At 67.4% G+C, this 19,184-nt stretch carries 24 protein-coding genes; 12 read left to right on the forward strand and 12 right to left on the reverse strand.

Going from position 1 to position 19,184, the window contains the following annotated elements:
- Positions 1 to 60 precede the first annotated feature (60 nt).
- Together ABG085_RS00260 and ABG085_RS00265 are read right to left on the reverse strand one after the other, a co-directional pair.
- On the reverse strand, positions 61 to 558 hold the full coding sequence (locus ABG085_RS00260) for a hypothetical protein (protein WP_347977456.1): 498 nt from the start codon (positions 556 to 558) through the stop codon (positions 61 to 63).
- 163 nt (positions 559 to 721) lie between these two features.
- Positions 722 to 1,993 carry a DUF222 domain-containing protein gene (locus ABG085_RS00265; RefSeq protein WP_347977457.1) on the reverse strand — a complete coding sequence of 424 codons (1,272 nt, stop codon included), beginning with the start codon at positions 1,991 to 1,993 and terminating at the stop codon, positions 722 to 724.
- A 150-nt stretch (positions 1,994 to 2,143) separates the two neighbouring features.
- Here ABG085_RS00265 and ABG085_RS00270 point away from each other — a divergent pair, with 150 nt between their 5' ends.
- Positions 2,144 to 2,764, forward strand: coding sequence for a class I SAM-dependent methyltransferase (locus ABG085_RS00270; RefSeq protein ID WP_347977458.1), 621 nt, complete (start codon positions 2,144 to 2,146; stop codon positions 2,762 to 2,764).
- 25 nt (positions 2,765 to 2,789) lie between these two features.
- On the opposite strand, the gene ABG085_RS00275 is transcribed toward ABG085_RS00270, so the two are convergent.
- Positions 2,790 to 3,614 (reverse strand): alpha/beta hydrolase, encoded by an 825-nt coding sequence (locus tag ABG085_RS00275; RefSeq protein ID WP_347977459.1) that lies wholly within the window; start codon positions 3,612 to 3,614, stop codon positions 2,790 to 2,792.
- Positions 3,615 to 3,672: 58 nt separating this feature from the next.
- Positions 3,673 to 4,053, reverse strand: coding sequence for a RidA family protein (locus ABG085_RS00280; protein ID WP_347977460.1), 381 nt, complete (start codon positions 4,051 to 4,053; stop codon positions 3,673 to 3,675).
- 109 nt (positions 4,054 to 4,162) lie between these two features.
- On the opposite strand from ABG085_RS00280, the gene ABG085_RS00285 reads away from it, so the two are divergent.
- Together ABG085_RS00285 and ABG085_RS00290 are read left to right on the forward strand one after the other, a co-directional pair.
- Entirely contained in the window at positions 4,163 to 4,405 is a 243-nt protein-coding gene (locus ABG085_RS00285) for an RNA-binding S4 domain-containing protein (RefSeq protein ID WP_347977461.1), read from the forward strand.
- A 63-nt stretch (positions 4,406 to 4,468) separates the two neighbouring features.
- The gene (locus ABG085_RS00290) at positions 4,469 to 4,861 is read left to right on the forward strand and encodes an ester cyclase (RefSeq protein ID WP_347977462.1); all 393 of its coding nucleotides are present in this window, start codon (positions 4,469 to 4,471) and stop codon (positions 4,859 to 4,861) included.
- A gap of 111 nt (positions 4,862 to 4,972) precedes the next feature.
- On the opposite strand, the gene ABG085_RS00295 is transcribed toward ABG085_RS00290, so the two are convergent.
- From ABG085_RS00295 to ABG085_RS00305, 3 genes are all read right to left on the reverse strand, one after another.
- On the reverse strand, positions 4,973 to 5,179 hold the full coding sequence (locus ABG085_RS00295) for a dodecin family protein (protein ID WP_163620867.1): 207 nt from the start codon (positions 5,177 to 5,179) through the stop codon (positions 4,973 to 4,975).
- Between the two features lie 77 nt (positions 5,180 to 5,256).
- On the reverse strand, positions 5,257 to 5,877 hold the full coding sequence (locus ABG085_RS00300) for a GNAT family N-acetyltransferase (protein WP_347977463.1): 621 nt from the start codon (positions 5,875 to 5,877) through the stop codon (positions 5,257 to 5,259).
- A gap of 131 nt (positions 5,878 to 6,008) precedes the next feature.
- Entirely contained in the window at positions 6,009 to 6,959 is a 951-nt protein-coding gene (locus ABG085_RS00305) for a manganese catalase family protein (protein WP_347977464.1), read from the reverse strand.
- Positions 6,960 to 7,180: 221 nt separating this feature from the next.
- Between ABG085_RS00305 and ABG085_RS00310 the strand changes: the two genes are divergently transcribed.
- The 3 genes from ABG085_RS00310 (at position 7,181) to ABG085_RS00320 (ending at position 9,757) form a co-directional block, all read left to right on the forward strand.
- Positions 7,181 to 8,020, forward strand: coding sequence for a helix-turn-helix domain-containing protein (locus ABG085_RS00310; RefSeq protein ID WP_347977465.1), 840 nt, complete (start codon positions 7,181 to 7,183; stop codon positions 8,018 to 8,020).
- A 63-nt stretch (positions 8,021 to 8,083) separates the two neighbouring features.
- Positions 8,084 to 8,665 carry a dihydrofolate reductase family protein gene (locus ABG085_RS00315; protein WP_347977466.1) on the forward strand — a complete coding sequence of 194 codons (582 nt, stop codon included), beginning with the start codon at positions 8,084 to 8,086 and terminating at the stop codon, positions 8,663 to 8,665.
- 177 nt (positions 8,666 to 8,842) lie between these two features.
- A complete protein-coding gene (locus ABG085_RS00320) occupies positions 8,843 to 9,757 on the forward strand; it encodes a lysyl oxidase family protein (protein ID WP_347977467.1) in 915 nt (304 codons plus the stop codon).
- Positions 9,758 to 10,021: 264 nt separating this feature from the next.
- On the opposite strand, the gene ABG085_RS00325 is transcribed toward ABG085_RS00320, so the two are convergent.
- Together ABG085_RS00325 and ABG085_RS00330 are read right to left on the reverse strand one after the other, a co-directional pair.
- Positions 10,022 to 10,657 carry a hypothetical protein gene (locus tag ABG085_RS00325; protein WP_347977468.1) on the reverse strand — a complete coding sequence of 212 codons (636 nt, stop codon included), beginning with the start codon at positions 10,655 to 10,657 and terminating at the stop codon, positions 10,022 to 10,024.
- A gap of 290 nt (positions 10,658 to 10,947) precedes the next feature.
- Positions 10,948 to 11,406, reverse strand: a complete 459-nt coding sequence (locus ABG085_RS00330) for a GNAT family N-acetyltransferase (protein ID WP_347977469.1) — start codon at positions 11,404 to 11,406, stop codon at positions 10,948 to 10,950.
- A 384-nt stretch (positions 11,407 to 11,790) separates the two neighbouring features.
- On the opposite strand from ABG085_RS00330, the gene ABG085_RS00335 reads away from it, so the two are divergent.
- Both ABG085_RS00335 and ABG085_RS00340 read left to right on the forward strand, forming a co-directional pair.
- Complete coding sequence (locus tag ABG085_RS00335) at positions 11,791 to 12,432, forward strand: hypothetical protein (RefSeq protein WP_347977470.1); 642 nt, start codon at positions 11,791 to 11,793, stop codon at positions 12,430 to 12,432.
- A 116-nt stretch (positions 12,433 to 12,548) separates the two neighbouring features.
- Entirely contained in the window at positions 12,549 to 13,547 is a 999-nt protein-coding gene (locus ABG085_RS00340; protein ID WP_347976106.1) for an IS481 family transposase, read from the forward strand.
- Positions 13,548 to 14,023: 476 nt separating this feature from the next.
- Here ABG085_RS00340 and ABG085_RS00345 read toward each other — a convergent pair whose 3' ends face one another.
- On the reverse strand, positions 14,024 to 14,545 hold the full coding sequence (locus ABG085_RS00345; protein WP_347977471.1) for a hypothetical protein: 522 nt from the start codon (positions 14,543 to 14,545) through the stop codon (positions 14,024 to 14,026).
- 154 nt (positions 14,546 to 14,699) lie between these two features.
- Here ABG085_RS00345 and ABG085_RS00350 point away from each other — a divergent pair, with 154 nt between their 5' ends.
- The gene (locus ABG085_RS00350; protein WP_347977472.1) at positions 14,700 to 15,569 is read left to right on the forward strand and encodes an aminoglycoside phosphotransferase family protein; all 870 of its coding nucleotides are present in this window, start codon (positions 14,700 to 14,702) and stop codon (positions 15,567 to 15,569) included.
- A 116-nt stretch (positions 15,570 to 15,685) separates the two neighbouring features.
- Here the strand turns inward: ABG085_RS00350 and ABG085_RS00355 are convergent, their stop codons facing one another.
- A complete protein-coding gene (locus tag ABG085_RS00355; protein WP_347977473.1) occupies positions 15,686 to 16,477 on the reverse strand; it encodes a nucleotidyltransferase domain-containing protein in 792 nt (263 codons plus the stop codon).
- A gap of 400 nt (positions 16,478 to 16,877) precedes the next feature.
- Positions 16,878 to 17,219, reverse strand: coding sequence for a hypothetical protein (locus ABG085_RS00360; RefSeq protein ID WP_347977474.1), 342 nt, complete (start codon positions 17,217 to 17,219; stop codon positions 16,878 to 16,880).
- Positions 17,220 to 17,518: 299 nt separating this feature from the next.
- Between ABG085_RS00360 and ABG085_RS00365 the strand changes: the two genes are divergently transcribed.
- The 3 genes from ABG085_RS00365 (at position 17,519) to ABG085_RS00375 (ending at position 18,863) form a co-directional block, all read left to right on the forward strand.
- Positions 17,519 to 17,911 (forward strand): hypothetical protein, encoded by a 393-nt coding sequence (locus tag ABG085_RS00365; RefSeq protein ID WP_347977475.1) that lies wholly within the window; start codon positions 17,519 to 17,521, stop codon positions 17,909 to 17,911.
- A 3-nt stretch (positions 17,912 to 17,914) separates the two neighbouring features.
- Positions 17,915 to 18,130: a hypothetical protein gene (locus ABG085_RS00370; RefSeq protein WP_347977476.1), complete on the forward strand. Its 216-nt coding sequence runs from the start codon at positions 17,915 to 17,917 to the stop codon at positions 18,128 to 18,130.
- A 178-nt stretch (positions 18,131 to 18,308) separates the two neighbouring features.
- Entirely contained in the window at positions 18,309 to 18,863 is a 555-nt protein-coding gene (locus tag ABG085_RS00375; RefSeq protein WP_347977477.1) for a DUF937 domain-containing protein, read from the forward strand.
- Positions 18,864 to 19,184: the final 321 nt, after the last annotated feature.

A 19,184-nucleotide genomic window follows, 5' to 3' on the forward strand; every position in this document is an offset into this window, starting at 1 on the left:
ACACGGCGTGGCGCGGGTGGTGGCGCGGCGTGCTGCGACCCGTTCACGCGCAGACGATGATCAGCCGCCGAAGCGATCCGCCTGCATCCGGAGGGCGGCGGTGGCGGGATCCTCGTCCCACACGCGCGACTGAGCGCCCTCCAGCACGCGGACGAGTGGCACCCAGCCGACCCAGCGCAGGGGCTCCCAGCCCGGCGCAGGTGGCAGTGCCTCGAGCTCCCGGTACTCGTCGACGCGCACCCGATCCCAGGCGTGGACGACTCGGTGGTTGCCGAGGGTCAGGCCGACGTGGCCCCAGTCGCGGCGATCGCCGAAGAGCTCGCCGACGCCCTCGTAGAACGCCAGGGCGTAGGCAGGGGGCGCACCGGTGTTCAGCGACGCGCCATACAGCTGCGCCGATTCGGCCGCATTGTCGCCGCCGAAGACCTCGAGGTCGTTCGAGCGCTCGATCGCATCCTCGACGAACGCCAGGCACCGCGTCGCGTACGCGGTCGAACCGGTGTGCCCGAGCGCCCAGGCCGCGGCGTTCGCACCGCACGTTTCCACATCGAAGCTCATCCACAGCAGGCTAGCGAACACGAACCGTCCATGTGATCGGCGGGCATCGGATACCGGGGCCTGCGTCGCCGGAATTGCGCGGAAGCCGTGCGAAGGTCCCGGCGCCGCACGTGTCGTGCGGTCTGAACAGCGCATCCTGCGGTGAACGGGACGTCTCGTGCGATCAGAAGGGCGCGTCGCGGCTCCCCGTCGAACGGAACACCGGAACCGCGCGTTCCGGCTCGACCAGGTAGCGACGGCCGGAGGGCGAGGTCCAGAGGATCGCGCCGCCGGACCCGGCGACCTGTCGGATGCTCCAGTCGGTGTGATGTCGGACGGTGTGATGCCCCTCGCACAGCGGCCCGAGATTCGTGAGCTCGGTGTGTCCCCCCAGCGCCCAGTCGATGTTGTGGTCGATATCGCACCGGGAGGCCGGCATCCCGCAGCCTGGTCCCATGCATCGATCGGCGCGCCATTTCACCAGCTTCTGAAGCGCCGGTGGCGGGCGGTACTGATCGCGGCCGACCGAGAGCACCATGCCCGTCTCGGGGTGGGTGAGCACGCGCGTCCATCCCGACGCGCCGCCCGCGAGTTCCCGCGCCACCGGCAGCGGGATGGGTCCGATGCCCTCGACGACCGGCGGGTCGATCCCGGCGGCCGCGCGGGAGGCGTCTGACTCGTGCAGGAGCGCGAGCACCGGGGTGGTGACGAACACCGTCGCCTGCACGCCCCGTACGTGGTCGGGGTGCGTATCGAGCACGCCGTCGATGAGAAGGTCGAGGACCACATCGGCGCGCGCCTGGTCGAGGGTGCGGGTCTCTCCCTCGCGGGCCGCGATGCCCTTCGCCATGGCGGTGGTCCGACCGAATGCGGCCTGGATGGCGACCATGGGTGCATACACGTGCACCCATCCCATGGCGTCGTCGTCTGGCTCGATCGCGATCCGTCGCCGGTTGAGGGCGCGCTCGTAGCGTTCGGTGAGGGTGGCCGACCGCACTGCGTCGATGAGGGCGCGCAGCTTGCGGCGGAAAGTGCCGACGGCCTCCGCCTCCGCGAGGGCGATCCCCGGCTCGAGCACCTGCGGGCGGAACTCCGGCTCGAGGTCGTTCACGGCGGCGATCAGGATCTGCGCGTGCCGTTCCGTGATCCGTGCCCGCTCCATCGAGACGAGCACCGCGGGGTAGGAGTGCACCAGGGCTTCCGAGAAGCCCAGCAGATCGCCGGCGGCGTGCTCGGTGATCCGCAGCGCGGCCGCGAGCTCCAGCCGCACGCCGCGCTCCACGACCTCGGTCAGAACCCGGCCGTTGCGGGTCGCCTCGCGAAGCGCCTCACGCCGCATCGCGTCGATCCGGACCAGTCGCTGGGCGGCGAGCACCGTCATCATGTCGGCCGCCTCGATGACCAGATCGAGCTCGTCGGGGAGCATCCGATCATCGAGGTCGAGGTCGTGTGACATGCTTCAAGAGTAGAACATACGTACGACACTAAGCTCATGATGTGGCCCGTCAGGCCTCGATCGTGCGACGGATCGACACCAGGGCCCGCAAGCGGTCGTACGTACCCTTCGACGAACACTGCGGTGGGGATCCGTTGACAAGATGGACCGATGGGACAGCCGCCGGGCTCACGCTGGAACCACAACATCCACTTCCACCCGCTCGTGATGAACGCCATCCGGCCGGGAGCAGCATCCGCTCTCGATGTCGGCACGGGCGACGGTGAGCTGGCCGGCGACCTGCGGAGCTCTCTGTCCGACGTCACCGCCGTCGACGTGGATGCCGATGTCCTGGCGAGAGCGGCGGCGAACCATCGCGGCATCCACTGGATCCACGGCGACTTCATGACCTACGACTTCGGCCGGACGTTCGACATCGTGGCGGCGGTTGCCACCATCCATCACCTGCCGAGTCTGCCTGACGCGCTGCAACGGTTGGCCGACCTCACCTCACCTGGCGGCGTCGTGGTGATCATCGGCCTCGCACGGCCGACAACGCCCCGCGACCGCCTGCTCGGTCTGGCGGGGGTCGCACAACACCAGTGGCTGTCGCGCACGCGGAACTTCTGGCAACATTCCGCGCCCACAGTGTGGCCGCCTCCGCACACGTACTCCGAGGTCCGCGAATGCGCAGCCCGTGTCCTTCCGGGCGTTCGGTGGCAGCAGTTCGCCTTGTGGCGCTATGCACTGACCTGGACGAAGCCCCACCTCTCCGGCGCGGATGCCCGCTGAGGGATCCGACGTCCTGCACCATCGGCTACTGCGGGGCTCCGGGTGCTGCGGGGATGCCGATCTCGTCGAGCCAGTCGGAGAGGAGCGCTGCCATGAGACCGGGGCGCTCGTGAGGAAGCGCATGTCCGGCGTCGCCCGCGGTGACGACAGTGGCACGGGGGTACTGATCTCCGAGGCGCTGCTGCCGTTCCCAGCCGACCCAATGATCGTGTCGGCCTGAGACCACGAGCACCGGAGTGTCCACGGGCACCGTGTCGGGATCCGCGGCATGCGGTCCCGCGGTGATCGCGCTCTCGAGCGTCTCATCGTCGACTTCCCCGACGACGGGCAGCACCGCGCGACGAAATCGCTCGAGGGTGTCTGCCGTCCGAACGACGAAGTACCCCTCGTACTCGGCTCGCTGATCCGGATCGAGTGCGGTGGACACCTGATCGTCTCGCACCACTGCCGGCGCAGGGATGCGCTGTTCCCCGGCAACGGCCGGGCAGATCAGCGCGATCCCGGCGATCCGGTCGGGATGCCGCGCCGCGATGGCGCGCGCGAAGTGCCCGCCGAACGAATGCCCGAGTACGAGAAATCCGCCGGTCGGTGCTTCCCTGTCAAGGAGGCGGTCGATGAGCTCCAGCACATCATCTGGTTGCCGAACCCCGGATGAGGGGCGGGAGTCGCCGTGGCCGGGTAGGTCGACGTACACCCGGCGAACCGGCCGTGCATCGATCATCGGCTCGAGGAAGTCGCGTACCTCGCCCCGCGCCGAGTACGCGCCGTGAAGAGCGAGGAGCGGGATGCCGGCCCCGACCGCCTCGTAAGCCAGCGAAGCGGTGTCGCTGAGCTGAACCCTCATCGTCATGGTCCCCATGATGGTTCTATCTCAGTACTCGCCCACAGAGACCCGTCGCGGCTTTGAACTACGCGGTGACGGCGGTCGCACGGATGGACACGAGGATCCCGGGCAGTTCGACGCCGAGCTTCGCGACGTATCGCGCCGGTGCAGCTGACGGGAACCAGCGTGCGTACTCCTCGTTGAGACCTGCGAAGTCCTCCGGCCGCGTGAGGAGGATGCCGATCTCGACGACGTCCTCCAGTCCCGCCCCGGCCGCCTTCAGGATCGCCTCGCAGTTCGCGAGCGCCTGGCGCGTCTGCTCTTGGATGGTGTCGCCGGCCAGTGTGCCCGTGCCCACGTCTACGCCCACCGTGCCCGAAACGTACACGTGCGTCCCCGCACGCACCGCCTGACTGTAGAACGGCGAGCTCGGTGCGTCCGGCGTGGTGATGGTCTCCCTGGGCATCGCGAGCCTCCTCATTGAGCGGATACCGCTGCCGTGCATGCTGGCAGAAGACCACAGGCATTTCCAGGGGCCGGGCGGCACCGAGGGGCCGTCACGTTAGCATTCGGGGATGACGAAGCCCGCTCCGAGGGAAGACGCACCGATCGAAGATGTGCCGATCGGCGGTGAGGTCATCCGCCTCGGGCAGTTCCTCAAGTTCGCCGGGCTCCTCGACTCCGGTGGCAACGTGAAAGAGGCCATCATCGACGGCTATGTGACCGTGAACGGCGAGGTCGACCGCCGCCGCGGACGGCAGCTGCAGCGCGGCGACATCGTCGGCTTCGAGGGGCGTCGGGTCCGCGTCTGCCCATGACGCGGCCCGGGCGGGACAGCGGTGGGCGGCTGGAACACGAGCCGGCTCGCGGAGAATGAAGGGATGGAGTCGTGGGAGATGCGCGAGTGGTACGCCGAGTACATCGACGCCTGCAACCGGCACGACCTCGACGCCATCCGCTCGTTCGTCCATCCGTCGGTGCGCCGAGCGCACCTGCCCGGCGGCGCCGATGCGTGGATCGCGGACATGGCCGACCTCTTCCAGGGTTTTCCGGATTGGCGGTGGCGCCGCATCCAGCTCGTCGTGGAAGACGACCGCCTCGCCGCATATCTGCGCGGCAGCGGCACGCATCTCGGCACATTCGGCGGCATCGCTCCGACCCGGCGCCACGTCAACGTCGCGGAATTCGCGATGTACCGCGTGACGAGCGGGCGCTTCACCGAGTTCACCGGCTCCGAGAACGGCCTCGAACTCCGCGCGCAGCTCGCCCAGTAGCCACTCCCGCGCGCGGCCGCACGGAGGGGGCCGCGAAGATCGCGGCCGCCTGCCGTTGGGCAGGAGGTGCGCGTGTTCCCATACGCCCCGCCGGAGGACCGGCTCGGCGGGTTACTCCGGCGCGTACTTGAACGAGAGTTGGATCCGCGCTCGGAACAGCAGCGTCCCGTCGTCGCCGACGACGACGTCCTGCTTCGTCACCTCCGCGACGCGAAGATCGTGCAGCGACCCCGCGGCGGTATCGATGGCTTCTCGGGCCGCCTCCTCCCAGGACGAGGCACTCGTGCCGATGACATCGATCACTCGGTAAACGCTCATGCTGACCCCTCATCACTGGATGCGGACAAGTCCATACTGATCGCGCCCGGGTCCGTAGGGAAGGGCCCCACCCGCCGTCAGCCGCCGGCCGCGGGGATCGTCCTGCGCATCACGGTCTTGCTCTTGCCGATGTGACGCTCGAACGTGAACCCCGCCTTCTCGAACATCGCCCTCGTGCCGTTGTGCAAGAACGACGACGACGTCCTCTTGCCGGGGGCGAGCTCGTTGGGGAACGAGACCACCTCGCCGCCGCCGGCCTGCGCGATCAGCGCGAGCGCGCCGTCCAGGGCCTCGCGTGCCACTCCCGAGCGCCGGTGGTCGCGATCGACGAAGAAGCACGTGATGCGCCAGGGCGCCGGCTGAGCCTCGCCGCCGTCGTACTGCTTGCGGTGGTAGATGTTCGGAAGCTCGGCGGGACTGCCGTACTCGCACCACGCGATCGCATCGTCGCCGTCGAAGACGAGGGCGGCGTGCGCCACGCCCTCCGCCACGAGCCGCTGCTTGAACGTGGGCCCGTCGTACTCGTCCTTGACCGTCTGCTCGGTGTCGCCGTGGAAGTACGAGCAGTAGCACCCGCCCCAGACGCCGTTGTGCTTCTGTGCGAGCGCCAGCCACGCGGGGAACGTCTCGGGAGTGAGCGGCTTGATCACGTGCGCAGTCGTCACGCGCGCGCCCTTCGGGGCGTCCTCATCGGCCATGGCAGCATCCTCGCGTCGGTGCTGCCAGTCTGGGACCAGACTCGGACCCTCGACAAGTGGCACGGCCACCGACCGGGTGAGCCGGCGAAGCGCCGGCCCACCGCGATCGGTGGCCGAAGACAGGCCCGCCGTCAGCCGAGTCTGCCGAACGTGGAGTCGATGTCTGCCATCTCCATCAGCGCAGTGGCTTCGATGAGCGCCAGCAGCTCCGGGTCGGCGCCGGGAGAGAACTCCTCGGGGCGCTCGGGTGCGATCTGGATGGGCACGCCCTCGGGCGCCTGCTCGGTGGCGTCGAGCTGCGTGCCGTCGTCTGACGGTGACATTCCCTGGAAGATCCTCCCCGCCTCCGACTGGTCGCCGAGGTCGAAGGAGTACTGCTTGCTCTGCAGGCCGAGGTCCAGCAGCCGCTTCACCTCGGGGAACCGCTCCGCGCTGGTCTTGGGGATCGGAAGGGCCGTCCGCCAATTGACACCGAGCGTCTCGAGGGCCTTGGCGTAGGCGTTCTCGTGCGCCTGGTCCCGCACGATCAGGTACGAGATCGTGGATCGGGCCATCTTGTTGTCGGTCATCTCGTACAGCCGGCACTTCTGGAGGCGACCGGTGGATTCGAGCATGAGGTTGTAGAGGAGATCGAGGACGAGGTTGCCGGAGTTGTAGACGTAGCTGCCGCTCCAGGGGTTTCCGACCGCGTCCACCGGCAGTGCCCCCTGAGCCCCGACCAGATAGTGATGGATGTTCCCGTGGTCCAGGGCGATGTTCAGCGGGGTCGCTCCGCGTGCGCCCGGGAGGTCGACCGGGTCGTCCGGCTTGCCCCGATACTCCGGGGATCCATCGAGCAGACGCGCGATCGTCGTGCCGATCAGCTCGACGTGACTGATCTCCTCGGTTCCGATGCCCTGGATGAGATCCTTGTACGGCTTCGCGTTGGCGCCGCGGAAGTTGATGCTCTGGAACAGGTACTGCATCATCGTGCGCATCTCGCCGAACTGACCACCCAGCCCTTCCTGCAAGGCGTTGGCCGCGGCGGGATCCGGCTCGTCCTGCGCGATGGGGCTGATGAGGTTCTGCAGGTGAAAATACATGGGTTCTCCTCCGGTGTCGGCGAATGTACGGAACACCCTCCGACTCCGTGCGCGGCGTCGGCACCGGGATGGACACGGCGGCACGTGACGCGTACCATCCGCAGCCCCGCAAGCCCGCGAGCGGACGTGATCCCGAACCGTGACGCGAGCCGAGAGAATGATCGATCGGATGCCGTCACTCCGCTGCCCTGCGCCGGCGCTGCGTCCGCGATGATGTCAGCGTGGAGTATGTGTCCAGGGTGCCCGGTCCGCCGCTCGACGGGCTGATCCACGACCTCTACTACCTGGAGGGCGCCCCGCCGTACTCCCGGCTGATCCTGCCGGCGGCGCCCGCGCCTTTGCTCATCGTCAATCTCGGGGCGCCGTTTCTCATCCGCGCCGGCAGCGACGTAGAGGCCGTGGAGTACGCCGACGGCTGCGCGGTGACCACGCCCTCCCGTGCGTGGGAGTTCGGTTACCCCACCCCGACGCGGTCCGTGGGCGTGCACTTCATGCCTTGGGGGCTGGCACCGCTCCTGCCGATGCCCGCGGCCGAGTTGTGCGACCGGCCGGCGACGGTGCAGCAGATCTGGGGCCGGCCCGCTGCTGCTGAGCTGCACCGCCGACTGGCCTCAGCGGACACACCGCACGAAATGCTGATGGTCCTCGAGGAGGAACTCGTGCGACGGCTGCGCGTGATCGACGGCCTGGACATCGTCCGCCAGCTGAGCAGCGCCATCGCGAACACCGGCGGAGCGGTGCCGATCAGCGAGCTCGGCGTGGCAGCCCGCGCCAGCAGCACGTACTTGGCGAAGCGGTTCAAGGAGGTCATCGGCGTCACACCCAAGCGGCTGGCGCGCAGCTACCGGTTCACCACCACCGTGTTGGCGATCGACGTGGCCGCACCTATCGACTGGGGCGCGGTTGCCGCTGGCGCCGGCTATTTCGACCAGGCCCACTTCGTCCACGAGTTCCGGGAGTTCACGGGGCTCACGCCGACCCGGTATGTCGAAGTCCGGCAACGCTTCCTCCGCGAACATCCCGACCACGCGCTGGACGGCTGGCCGCTGCCGGCCGATTGATTTCCTACAAGAGCGCCGACCCGCCACACACGAGACTGGGGACTCCGAACAGAGGAGGACCCCATGGGGAAAGTGGTCATGAATGCGTCGGTCTCGGTGGACGGCTTCATTGCGGGGCAGAACGACGATCCCGGTCCGCTGTTCGAATGGCTGGTCAGCGGTGACGTGCCGTTGGACGACAGCGGCGTACTCAATGTGTCGCAAGCGTCCTACGACCACATCCGGCCGTACTGGGATCACGTCGGGGTGACGATCGCCGGCCGCCACAGCTTCGACATCACGGACGGCTGGGACGGGAAGCCTCCGAGCGGGATCGATCACGTGGTCGTCGTGACGCACCGGCCGGCGCCCGACGGCTGGGACGCCAGCGCGCCGTTTCACTTCGTCCACGGCATCGAGGCCGCGGTGACCAAGGCGCAGGAGCTCGCGGGTGACCGCATCCTCGAGGTCGCTGCCGGCGACGTCGGCGGCCAGGTGCTCGCCGCGGGGTTCGTCGACGAGGTGCGGATGGATGTCGCACCCGTCGTGTTCGGATCAGGCAAGCGCTACTTCGGCTCCGTCGATTCGCAGCACCTGCTGGCAGACCCAGACGTCGTCGTTCAGGGCAACCGGGTGCTTCACCTCCGCTATCGGGTGCGCCGTTGACCGAATGCACTTCTCCAGAACGTCGGCGGTGGGCTCATGAGGACCGAATTGCTCGGCAAGGATCGCACCGCTCGGAGTCCAGCCGTGACCGAAGCGCTCCCGCGACGATGAGGATCGGCAGGATCGGATCGCTCGGCGCGATCGGAGCGGCCCTGCAAGCGCAGCACCGCGGCTCTTGTGCGGCTGTGGGCACAGTGCGATCATGCAGCCATCGAGGGCACTGAAGTCTTCGCTGGGGAGGACGCCGCCATGTTGCGGAAATCGGTTCTTGCTGTGCTGCTCGTAGGAACTCTCGCCTTGGGGTCGGGCGGTGCCGCCAGCGCCCATGACCCCCTGCCACCCGAGGGCCTGCCTGCCGACGCGATTCTCCCGGACGTCATCGAAGAGGTCCCGCATCACCTCCAGATCCAGAACACCCAGCAACAAGAGTGGCTGCGCTTCTCGACGACGCATATCAACGTCGGCGAGGGTAATCTCCAGATTCGCGGCGGCGGGCAGGTGCAGCCGTGTGAGACCGACGAGATCGAGTACGACCAGTGCACTGTCGCCACGCAGGAGATCCTGAACGGGTCCGGTGAGGTCGTCTACGAGCATCCAGCCGGCGTCGCCGTCTTCCATCCCGAACACAATCACTGGCACCAGTCGGCGGTGGCGGAGTTCGACGTTCGCACGGATTCCGCTGATCCGTCGACTGCGGTCGCCCGCGGTGTCAAAATCACGTTCTGCTTCGTCGACGTCGAGTTCATCGGAACGACCGGTGGCCAGAAGAAGGCAAAACCCCGCACCTACTTCGACTGCAACGGCGAGCTGCAGGGCCTGGCGTCGTGGTGGGCCGACTCGTACCACCAGTCGACGCCGCTGCAGGAGCTGGACATCACCGGCTTGGCGGAAGGCACCTACTACCTGACCCACACCGCCGATCCCGAGGACCATTGGATCGAGTCGGATGAGGACAACAACTTCACCTGGGTCGAGTTCTTCCTCGACCGCCATGGCGACGACGGAGTACCGAACGGGAACGCGTCCGTGACGGTCACCGGAAACTCCGGATGCGTTCCCGAGATCATCTGCGGGTTCGGCGGCAACCCCTGATCTCGATTGCAAGGCCAGATCGTCGCCTCGGCGGTCTCGGTCTGTGAACAGGCACGATCGAGCGGTTCGCACGATGTGCTCGCTGCGACACCCACGCACGTGGTGCCTGAGCGGAGATCGGCGTCTCGGTGACGAGTGTGGAGCTCGAAGGCGTCCCGTCCTGCCGCCGCCCGATGGCGGGTCCCCAAGCGGGCGGGAGACGGAAGCCGCACACATTGCGATTCGGCGTGAGCCAGGACGGGTTGGCCTCTCCAGCGAAATGGATCAGTCGGAGCCGCCTTCACCGCAGCTGTTCGATGCGGTCCCCTCTTCGAGCGATCGTCGATAGCGGCGTCGAAGCGACACGCGAGTGGCCGGGATGGTCGATCGCGTCGCTGGTCTGCGGCGACCTCGCCAGCGTCGACGACTCCGCAGTGTGATGTCTCCCCAGGAGGCTGCCTTGAAGAGCATGTAACCCACCCACCACAGCAGGAGGGCTCCCGAGAGCCAGGGCCCTAGGCCGGTCAGCCCTGGGCTGTGGACGATGTTGTTGGACTCGTCGCTGATGATCGCGGTGGGCTGATAGCTGGCCCGCGTGGTGCCCGTATCGTCGGTCCAACCGTCCAAGTAGACCCCACGCTTGACGATGTCTCCATCGTCGCTGACCCACGTCCCGACCGGACGACAGCCGCCGCGCGGTCGCGGCTCGCAGTCCGTCTGTGTGAACGCGCCCCAGATCCGTGGCTGCGCGAGGTCAAGCACGCTGGCGACAAAGAGCGCCGCGATGATGACCGCCAAGCATCCGCCGAGCACGTAGCCCAGGAGCTGACCGAGTCGACGCCACCAGGCGCCCCATCGACGCCGCCGCTCCATGTAAAGGTCGTATGCCGCGTGCGGATCCGGCGCACGCGTTTCAGTCACGGGCGGATCGCACGGTGCTTGGGCGCGCAGGTAATGCGCCGCGGCCGTCTATCGCCATCCCCAAGCCAGCGAGCCGGTGCAAGCGAATGTATCGCGACGCGTTTGAAGGTAGGAGCATGAGCCCGGATGCGGCGGCGACGAGCGATGGACCATCAACGCGCTGCAGGACGTCGTGTACTTGCATGCCGGCCACGAGCTAATTGTCACAGGAACTCGAAGACGACCACGCGGCAACTCAGACGGCGTGGCGGAAGACACACCTGCGCCGCAGAAGAACAGATAGCCGGTGGTCAGCCGGGCAAAAGAGTCCGCGACCATGCGACTTCTCGCCCCAGTTGCCCGGTCTGCCGGAACATGCGCACTTGATGGGTGTCAGCAAGCACCTCGGCGAGTTCGTCACGATTGGCGGGTTCAAATCCCAAGCTCTGCCAGAACGGGCCAGAGCGACGGCTGAACAACCACGCCGTGGTGGCACCCTCTGCGGTCGCGCGTTCGAAAGCGAAGCGGGCCAACGCGCTACCCGTGCCCAGGGATCGCTGCGATGGGCTCACCGCCACGCTTCGGATCAAGGCGTGCTGGCCGTCGGCGCTGATTTCGTATCCGGTGCAGCCAACGATCTCGCCTCGCTCACCGCGCCCGAGCCATAGCCGGACGCTTGGCGCATCCAGGCCGCTCAAGGTCAGGTCGGCCTCGCGTAGGAACACTGTCAGCGCCTCAACATCCGAGGCCCGACACGGTTCAAGATCCACGACCACAAGTCAACCATCCAGTCCCCATAGCGACCGAGGAACAGGATGAGGGCACACTCGCGTGGTTCGCACGGCGCGTCGACGTATCGGGATCATCTGAGCTGCGCGGAAGTCGGTCCCTGTGGGGTTGCGGTGGTCAGCTGGCGATGGGTGGCTTCCTGTCCAGGCATGGGCTAATTCGGTCTTGCGGCCTACCGCGGCTGATTGAGCACGAAGATGACGAGCACGACTACCGCCAGCATGGATAGGGCGGTTGCCGCGGATACCACCCACGGTCGGAGGTCACCGGGGAAGACTAGGCCGAGGACCACCTGGCCAAGGCGTCGGCGCGGCTTCCCACGCGGCACATCTCGGCGAAGTGGAGGGTCCCCTTAGATTTCTCCCGTGAGTGCAACGCCGTCGACTAGTCAGATTCTGAGGTCGCTCCGGCCATCGCTGGAGGCGATCGGGTTGGTCAGGCGGCGCGACAGTTTCTACACGATGGACACGGCCCCCGGCTTCGCGTTCTGCGTGGGACTGGGGAGTACGGTCGGCGGCCACCCGAAGGGGGTGCGTGGCGTGTGGCCGGTCGTGGGCGTTCGGCATGATCCGACCGAGCGGCTTCTCGCTCAGTTCAGGGCACTGCGCACGCCACTGATGCACACCGTTGGTACCCCACTGGGCTACCTCACCCCCATGAAACAGTTTCGTGAGTGGGAGTTGTCGACGTCGCAGCAGTACGACGACGCTCGGTATGACCTGGCCTCCGCGATCCAAGAGTGGGGAATGCCGTTCTTCCGCGCCTACGACAGTCTCGAGTCTCTTCTACAGGCGCTCGACGACGGGCTCTCCCTCGATGCCGAGCACACACGACCGGTCGTTCTGCTCCAGCTGGGTCGTATCGACGACGCCTTGGCCGCCGCGAGCGCGTTGCTCGCCGGCCTGCCGCCCGAGCCGACGGAGTACACCGAATCTGTGCGCGAGTGGGTCGCTCGGTTCAACGCTGAGGTCCACAGCAGAGTCAGCGAGGAAAGGGAGGTGCGTTAGGAGCTAGGTGTGCTGCCCAGGGACGTTGGTTGAGGTGTGACGCGATAGACGGGTGAGGACCTCCCGGTCGAGAGTGGAGCTGTCTAGTTCCCGCACTCGAGACCAAGGAGGTCCTCGTGACCCACGCTAACGCTGCGCTGACCCCTCGCCAACGCCTCCGGCTCGCCCGACAGGTCGTCGATGACGGCTGGTCCGTCGCTGCGGCTGCGAGCTACTTCCGGGTGTCGTGGCGGACCGCGGAACGGTGGGCGCGCCGCTATGTCGAGATGGGTGAGGCGGGGATGCAGGACCGCTCCTCCAGGCCGCACTCGAGTCCGAACAGGACGCCCCGGCCGGTGGTGCGGAAGGTCGTGCATCTGCGGTGGAAGAAGCGGCTCGGTCCGGTCGGAATCGGCGCTCAGCTGGGGATGCCGGCGTCGACCGTCCATGCGATCCTGACGCGTTGCCGGGTGAATCGGCTCAGCCACGTCGACGTTCGCACCGGCGAGCCCGCCCGCCGCTACGAGCACGAGCATCCCGGCTCGTTGATCCACGTCGACGTGAAGAAGCTCGGCAACATCCCCGACGGCGGCGGGTGGCGCTACGTCGGCCGGTTCCAAGGCGACCGCAACCGAGCGGTCACCGCCAAACGGACCGGAAGACGTGGCATCGCCGGCGACATGGTCACCGGGACAGCGTTCATCCACACCGTCATCGACGACCACTCCCGCGTCGCCTACGCCGAGATCCACGACGACGAGACCGCAGCCACAGCCGTCGCTGTTCTGCGACGCGCGGTCGGCTGGTTCGCTGCCCGCGGCGTCACCGTCGAGCGCGTCCTCTCCGACAACGGCTCCGCGTACCGCTCCTTCGCTTGGCGGGACGCCTGCGCCGAACTCAGCATTCGACCGAAACGCACACGCCCCTACCGGCCACAGACGAACGGGAAGATCGAACGATTCCACCGCACGCTCGCCGACGGCTGGGCCTACTCACGGCACTACAACTCCGAGTCAGCCCGCCGCAACGCGCTCCCGACCTGGCTGCACTCCTACAATCACCACAGGCCCCACACCGCGATCGGCGGCCACCCACCCATCAGCAGATTGACCAACCTGCCTGGACAGCACAGCTAGGGCGCCCCTAACCGTCCCTAACGCGCACTGCTCGGCGGACAGACCGCCCCTGCGCCGGTCCCGATGAGCGCCGCGTAGGCGTGAGGAACCGGTTACGCGCACATTGGCCCGGCTGGCGTTCGTTCGGGTGATGGGCGTCGTCTGCATCGGCGCGTCGGTCGCCGTGCGCGTCTGGTCCCTGACCGGGATTCAGCCGCTGCGGATGCCTGGCCATACGAAAGAGGCGGCAACGGAACGTTGCCGACGACCGTGAACAGATGGCATGCCGGGGAATTGTAGGCGCAGGGGTCGTCGCGCAATAGCACGTCGTCCGCCGGCCAGCGGGTCGAAGACTCGGACGAGAAGAACTCCAACCAGACGAAAGCGCAGCTCGCCAGCCAGCGAGACTTCACGGCCGCCCTCGGTCGCACCGACCTGGTCGAGTAGCCCACCGCTCAGCCGTGGGCGGCTCACTAGCCACGTGTTGGCGGAGGTGATTAAGAGATCTGGAACAAGCCCACCAGGGCGCCGAGGAGAAGCATCAGCGCGATGCCGAAGAAGACGCTGACACCGATGACGGCGGCGCCGATCAGGTATCTGCTCATGGCGCGGGCGTGGCGGTGCGGGTCGGGAATCGGATAGCCCGCGATCGCCTCGAAATGTCGGTATTCCCACATACCGGAACCGACCACGATCAAGAACCGGAGTCGCCGGTCTCGTAGCGTCGCAACGTATGTCGAGTATCCGCGGCCGGGCAGTGTGATTCGTGCCGTTCTCACCGAGTCGGCCTCCACCCGGCGGCGCCCGAGCACGGTCATCCCCGACAGCCACGCCTCATCGGCGCTCGTCAATGCGAGCGAGCTGACCGGGAGCAGAAGGAGCGGCCACACTATTGCCAACGCCAGCAGGAACGCGAGTGTGACGTCGGCTATCCAGTGGGAAGGAGTCCCCGTCAAACGCGGAGCAGACATCCAGACCGGGCGGGCAAGCCAACTTCCCACGAGAACGATGCCGAGCACGGCGAGGTACCCCCGGCCCGCCCACACGAGCGTCCGAGCGATGAGCACCCGGTCCCGCGGATGCTCACCGCGTGTGCGCTTTGCGAGCTCGCGTCGTGTGAGGGCCATACGCAAAGTCAACACCGGAGCGTGGGCACGAACGAACGCCAGCCCGATGTGCGCCGACCGGTCCGTCAGCGCGCGTGTGGTTGACTCCCGCTACGTTGACGAGGTGGAGATTCTCAACGGCGGTGCGGTGAATGCCGGGCGGGTGGTGCGACTCGGCGACGTGATCCGGAGGCCGGTTCCTTCCAACGCGTCGACACTGCACTCACTCCTGCGCCACTTTCGCTCCGTGGCATTCGACGGGGCCCCGTTACCCGTGGGCGTCGACGGCGACACGGAGATCATGGAGTTCGTCGACGGCGATGTCGCAGTGGCGCCGTACCCGGCGTGGGCGAACACTGAGAGTGCACTCACCACCGTCGCGATGCTGTTGCGACGGCTTCACGATGCCTCGGTCAGCTGGCGGGTGCCGGTCGACGCTGCCTGGTCCACCGCCCTGGCCGATCCGGAAGGCGGCGCGGTGATCTGCCACAACGACGTGTGCCTCGAGAACGTGGTGTTTCGCCGTGGCTCGGCGGCCGCGCTTATCGACTTCGACTTCGCGGCACCCGGGAGACGTGTCTGGGACGTTGTCATGACCGCCCGCTACTGGGTGCCTGTCACCGATCCGGACCTCCCTACTGCGACCGCCCGAGGCCTTCGCGACCCGATTGCCCGGCTCCGCGCTTTCATCGACGCATACGGTCTCGAGGACAGTGACAGGCGCTCGGTCGTGGAGGTGCTGCTGCAGGCGGAGGACGTGTCTCGCCGCTTCGTCGAAGCCGAGGCATCGAGGGGCGCCCCGGCCTTCATCGCGATGTGGGACGAGGACGCTCGGCGGCGTTTCGAGCGCAAAGTCGACTGGATCCACCGCAACGCCGCGACGATCACCGAAGCGCTGGTGCACACGCAGTCGACTGAGTCGACACCCTCGCTCTGACTCGGCGACGTCTTCGAACCAACGCACTTCCCCATCGGACAACGCTCCGAGAGCGGTCCGTGCTGTCGACCCCCTCACGGACGCTCGTCAGAAACCAACTGGCTAGGGCCGGCTCATCACGTGTCCCACAGCCCGATGCGATTTGCGAAGTCTTCGGCGATGCGGGAAACGACGCCGTCCTCGGCCACCGCGTCTCGTACATCGTTGGCCGACGCGGGAGCGCCGTCGCACCACGCCAGCAGCTGATCGAGTCCTCCCGCGAGATCGGGGCGATGTCTGCGCCAGCGAGCCGCCGCTGTCGCCCGGTCCGTTGACCACGTGCCCTCGGCCACACTGACGAGTCCAGCGGTGGCGAGCAACGTCTTGCGGCCGACCAGCCTACCGAGGGCCGCGGCATCCGTAGTGTCCGCTTGCCGCCACCGGTCAAGCGCTTGACGGATGTCGCCATTGAATCCGCGCGCCGCGCGTGCGTCCCCCGGGAATCGGTCGTCGCCAACGGGCGAGTGGCCCAGGAGCGGAACGCAGTAATGACGGAGGAACACCCGATTGCCGTATGCCTCGTCGCTGGGCCCCTCGTGATCGTGTCGCCCGGCCACAGCAATTGCGACCTCGCGGCAGACCGACCGGTGCGCGTCGGAAAGCTCCCGAGCGAGCGCCGCGGCCCGCTCCTTCTCGACACCGATCGCGACGAGATCGACGTCCGACCGACCCGGCTCCGCCATTCCGGTGGCCACTGAGCCGTACAGAAGCATCGCGGCATCCGTGTCGATCGCCTCGCGCCGCCGGAGATCGTCGAACGCGGACGTGGCGTCGAGGACGACCTGCTGAAAGGCCGGCGGGACCCGATCGCGCGACGCCCCCGTGCGGATACAGCCGTCGGTGGTCAGCCCTTCGTGGGGGTCACGCATGAGGTGAGGGTAGCTGGTCGGTCAGCCCCGCTCGAGCTCGCCGTCGGCACGGAACGGTGAGCGGTCCTCGAGCGGACGATTCAGTGGGACTCATCGTTCGCTGCGGTCTCGATCCAGTCGACGGCGTTATCCGAGAAAAAGAAGCCGCCCGGTCCTGCCCCGCCGACCCACCACGCGCTCGAGGTCACGGTGCCGCCTGCCGCCACAATCTTGCTCAGCACTTCCGGTGACACGGTGGGAGGTGTCCGTTGACGATCGCGTGGGCGACCTCCTGCAGGTCGACGTTCTGGGCGCGTGCGTACTCCCGTAACCGCGTCTCGGCGACGTCGATCGGAAGCGCGCCGTGCGCTGAGATTACTCCCGCGGCCCGCGCGACGACTCGTCGCGAGGTGGGGGAACGCTACGCCACATCGTCGTGGTCGCGGCTCAGCGCCCACCTAGGCTCTTGCTCATCGACGGCGGACGCCTCGGGATAACTGAGTCCGCGGGTCAGCCTGCGCAGCCGTGCAACGACTTCCTTGTCGACCAGCTCGTCGACGGAAGGCACCGCCTTCGCCACGATCTGACTAGCCGGTCCGATGAGGAATCTCGCCGTCGTTTGTGAGCCGTCAGGCTCGCGGACCGGGATCTGCACGAGCTGCGCTTGGTCCTCCTCGCCGAGCGCGCGGCTGTACTCCAGTAGCGCGTCAGCGATATCGTCGCCTGTCAGAAACTCGCCACCCGCGTACATGATCACCTGCATGCGCCTCTTTCTAGAACGCGGCATGCACGGCAGCGACATCCTTGCCAGGATGAGCCCGAGAAGCCATAATGCGCGGGTGAGTCCCACTACTGGATGCTCCGCGCGAGGGTCCACGCAATTCGGCGCCAGAGACTATGTGAGGAAGCCGTCGCCGAGGATGCCGTAGAAGCACACGTACGCGGCCAGATTGGTTCATAGAACGGTCCGTCGGCGTGCCGAACCCTCTGGCAATGCGGGATCGCCGTCGGGATCAATCTGCGCTGTGAGGGAGCCGCCGCGTGATGGGCGACAATGTTGCCGTGACGAGCGATCACCAGCCAGCCGAACCGGGGTCGGACGACTGGTCTTCAAGGTTGGCCACGCTGAAATCACGTCTCGCGGCTGACCCACGCGACGAGGCCGCCCGGCGCGGTTTGGTCCAGATGTATCGGGCTTCCCGGCATCTTGATCAAGCGGGGCGTTACGGGATCGCTGTTGATGGCCTCGCCACGCGTCGTGAGCTCAGCGCCTACGGTGCCATGCTCCGCGGTCTGAGCGCGAGCGACGCTCGCATGCGCATCCTGAGCAGACTTCCCGAAGGCACGGAGATCTCCTCGACGGCGCGAGAGGCCCTTGATGAGACGCGCCCCTCCGATGGATTCCTCGCCACAGCGCTTCCGGTCTCGTGGCTGATCGTGGGTGGGAGCATCTGAGTGATGCTCGTCGGGACTTTCATCGCTGCGCTCACGAATCCCACAGACGTGAATGGCGTCGCGGTCACCTTCAGCATCGTCACCCTCGGGGCCATCGCTCTGGCCTCGCTGGTCACGGCCTCATGGGCCGCGACACAGAAGGCCTGGCGGTCGACGGCGGTATGGAGTGCCATCGGCGCCACTGCGACCGTCGCCGGCGTGGCTATTCTGTCTGGCTGATCTCGCGCGCGCGGCGGTCCGTTCAACGCGCGGCTCGCAGGCGCGGGGCCTTGGCTCCGAGGGCGCCCGAATGCGAGCACCGTCGACCATGTACCGCAAGCCCTGGCTCAACTACGTTGCCCGCTACTACCCTGATCGGACGAGCGGGGACGAACGACCTCGCGGTGTGGAGACGATCATGGCCGGAAACGACGAGATCCTGAAGTCACTGCCGGTGGATGAGATAGCCGCCAAGCTCGGGGTCGACCCGAAGGTTGCGCGGCAGGCGATCCAAGAGGGCGGCGCGACGATCCTGACCGGTCTGCAGCGGAACGCGCAGACACCCGAAGGCTCGCAGGCGATCCTGAAGGCCGTCGACAAGCACTCGGACACGATTGGCGAGGGGCCAGTGGATGTCGACCGCGTCGACACCGCGGACGGTCAGAAGATCCTCGGGCACATCTTCGGCGACCAACAGCGCGCCGTCGCGCAGAAGCTCACGTCCGAGCCGCAAACGGCGGGCATCGACTTCGGGAAGCTCCTGCCGATCCTGGCGCCTATTGTGCTCGGCTTGATCGCGAAGAAGCAGGGCGGTGCGGCAGGTCCGTCCGGATCCGGCACGGCCGCCGGTGGAGGCGGCGTCGGGGACATCATCGGCGGACTGCTCGGTGGCGGTGGATCGGGCGGCGGGTCGTCCGCGGGCGGTATTGACATCGGCGGACTGCTGGGCGGGCTCCTCGGGGGAAAGAAGTAGGTACGGAGCGGAGCACCCCAGCGGCGACACGCATCACGACCGCCCCGCGTAACCGGCTGGCTGCGGAACCATCTCGCTCGGCCAGCGTGCGAGAGTCGGTCGCCAATCGGTCATGCCCGGCGATCGGCTTCGACCCGGCGCGGGCGGCGGATGATGAGGGAGGTCAGCACCCGCCGATCGGGCATTGGCGCCGCTCGGTTCATGACGGCGCGAATTCCAGTGAGTCGACTATCGGCGGAAGTTGCGCCCGGAAGTGGTCGGCGGTGCGCTGTTTAATCGACAGGACGAATCCTGAGAGAAGCGCGGCCGATCGGCGGCGAG

This window comes from Microbacterium sp. ProA8 (genome assembly GCF_039905635.1).
Lineage (GTDB): Bacteria > Actinomycetota > Actinomycetes > Actinomycetales > Microbacteriaceae > Microbacterium > Microbacterium chionoecetis.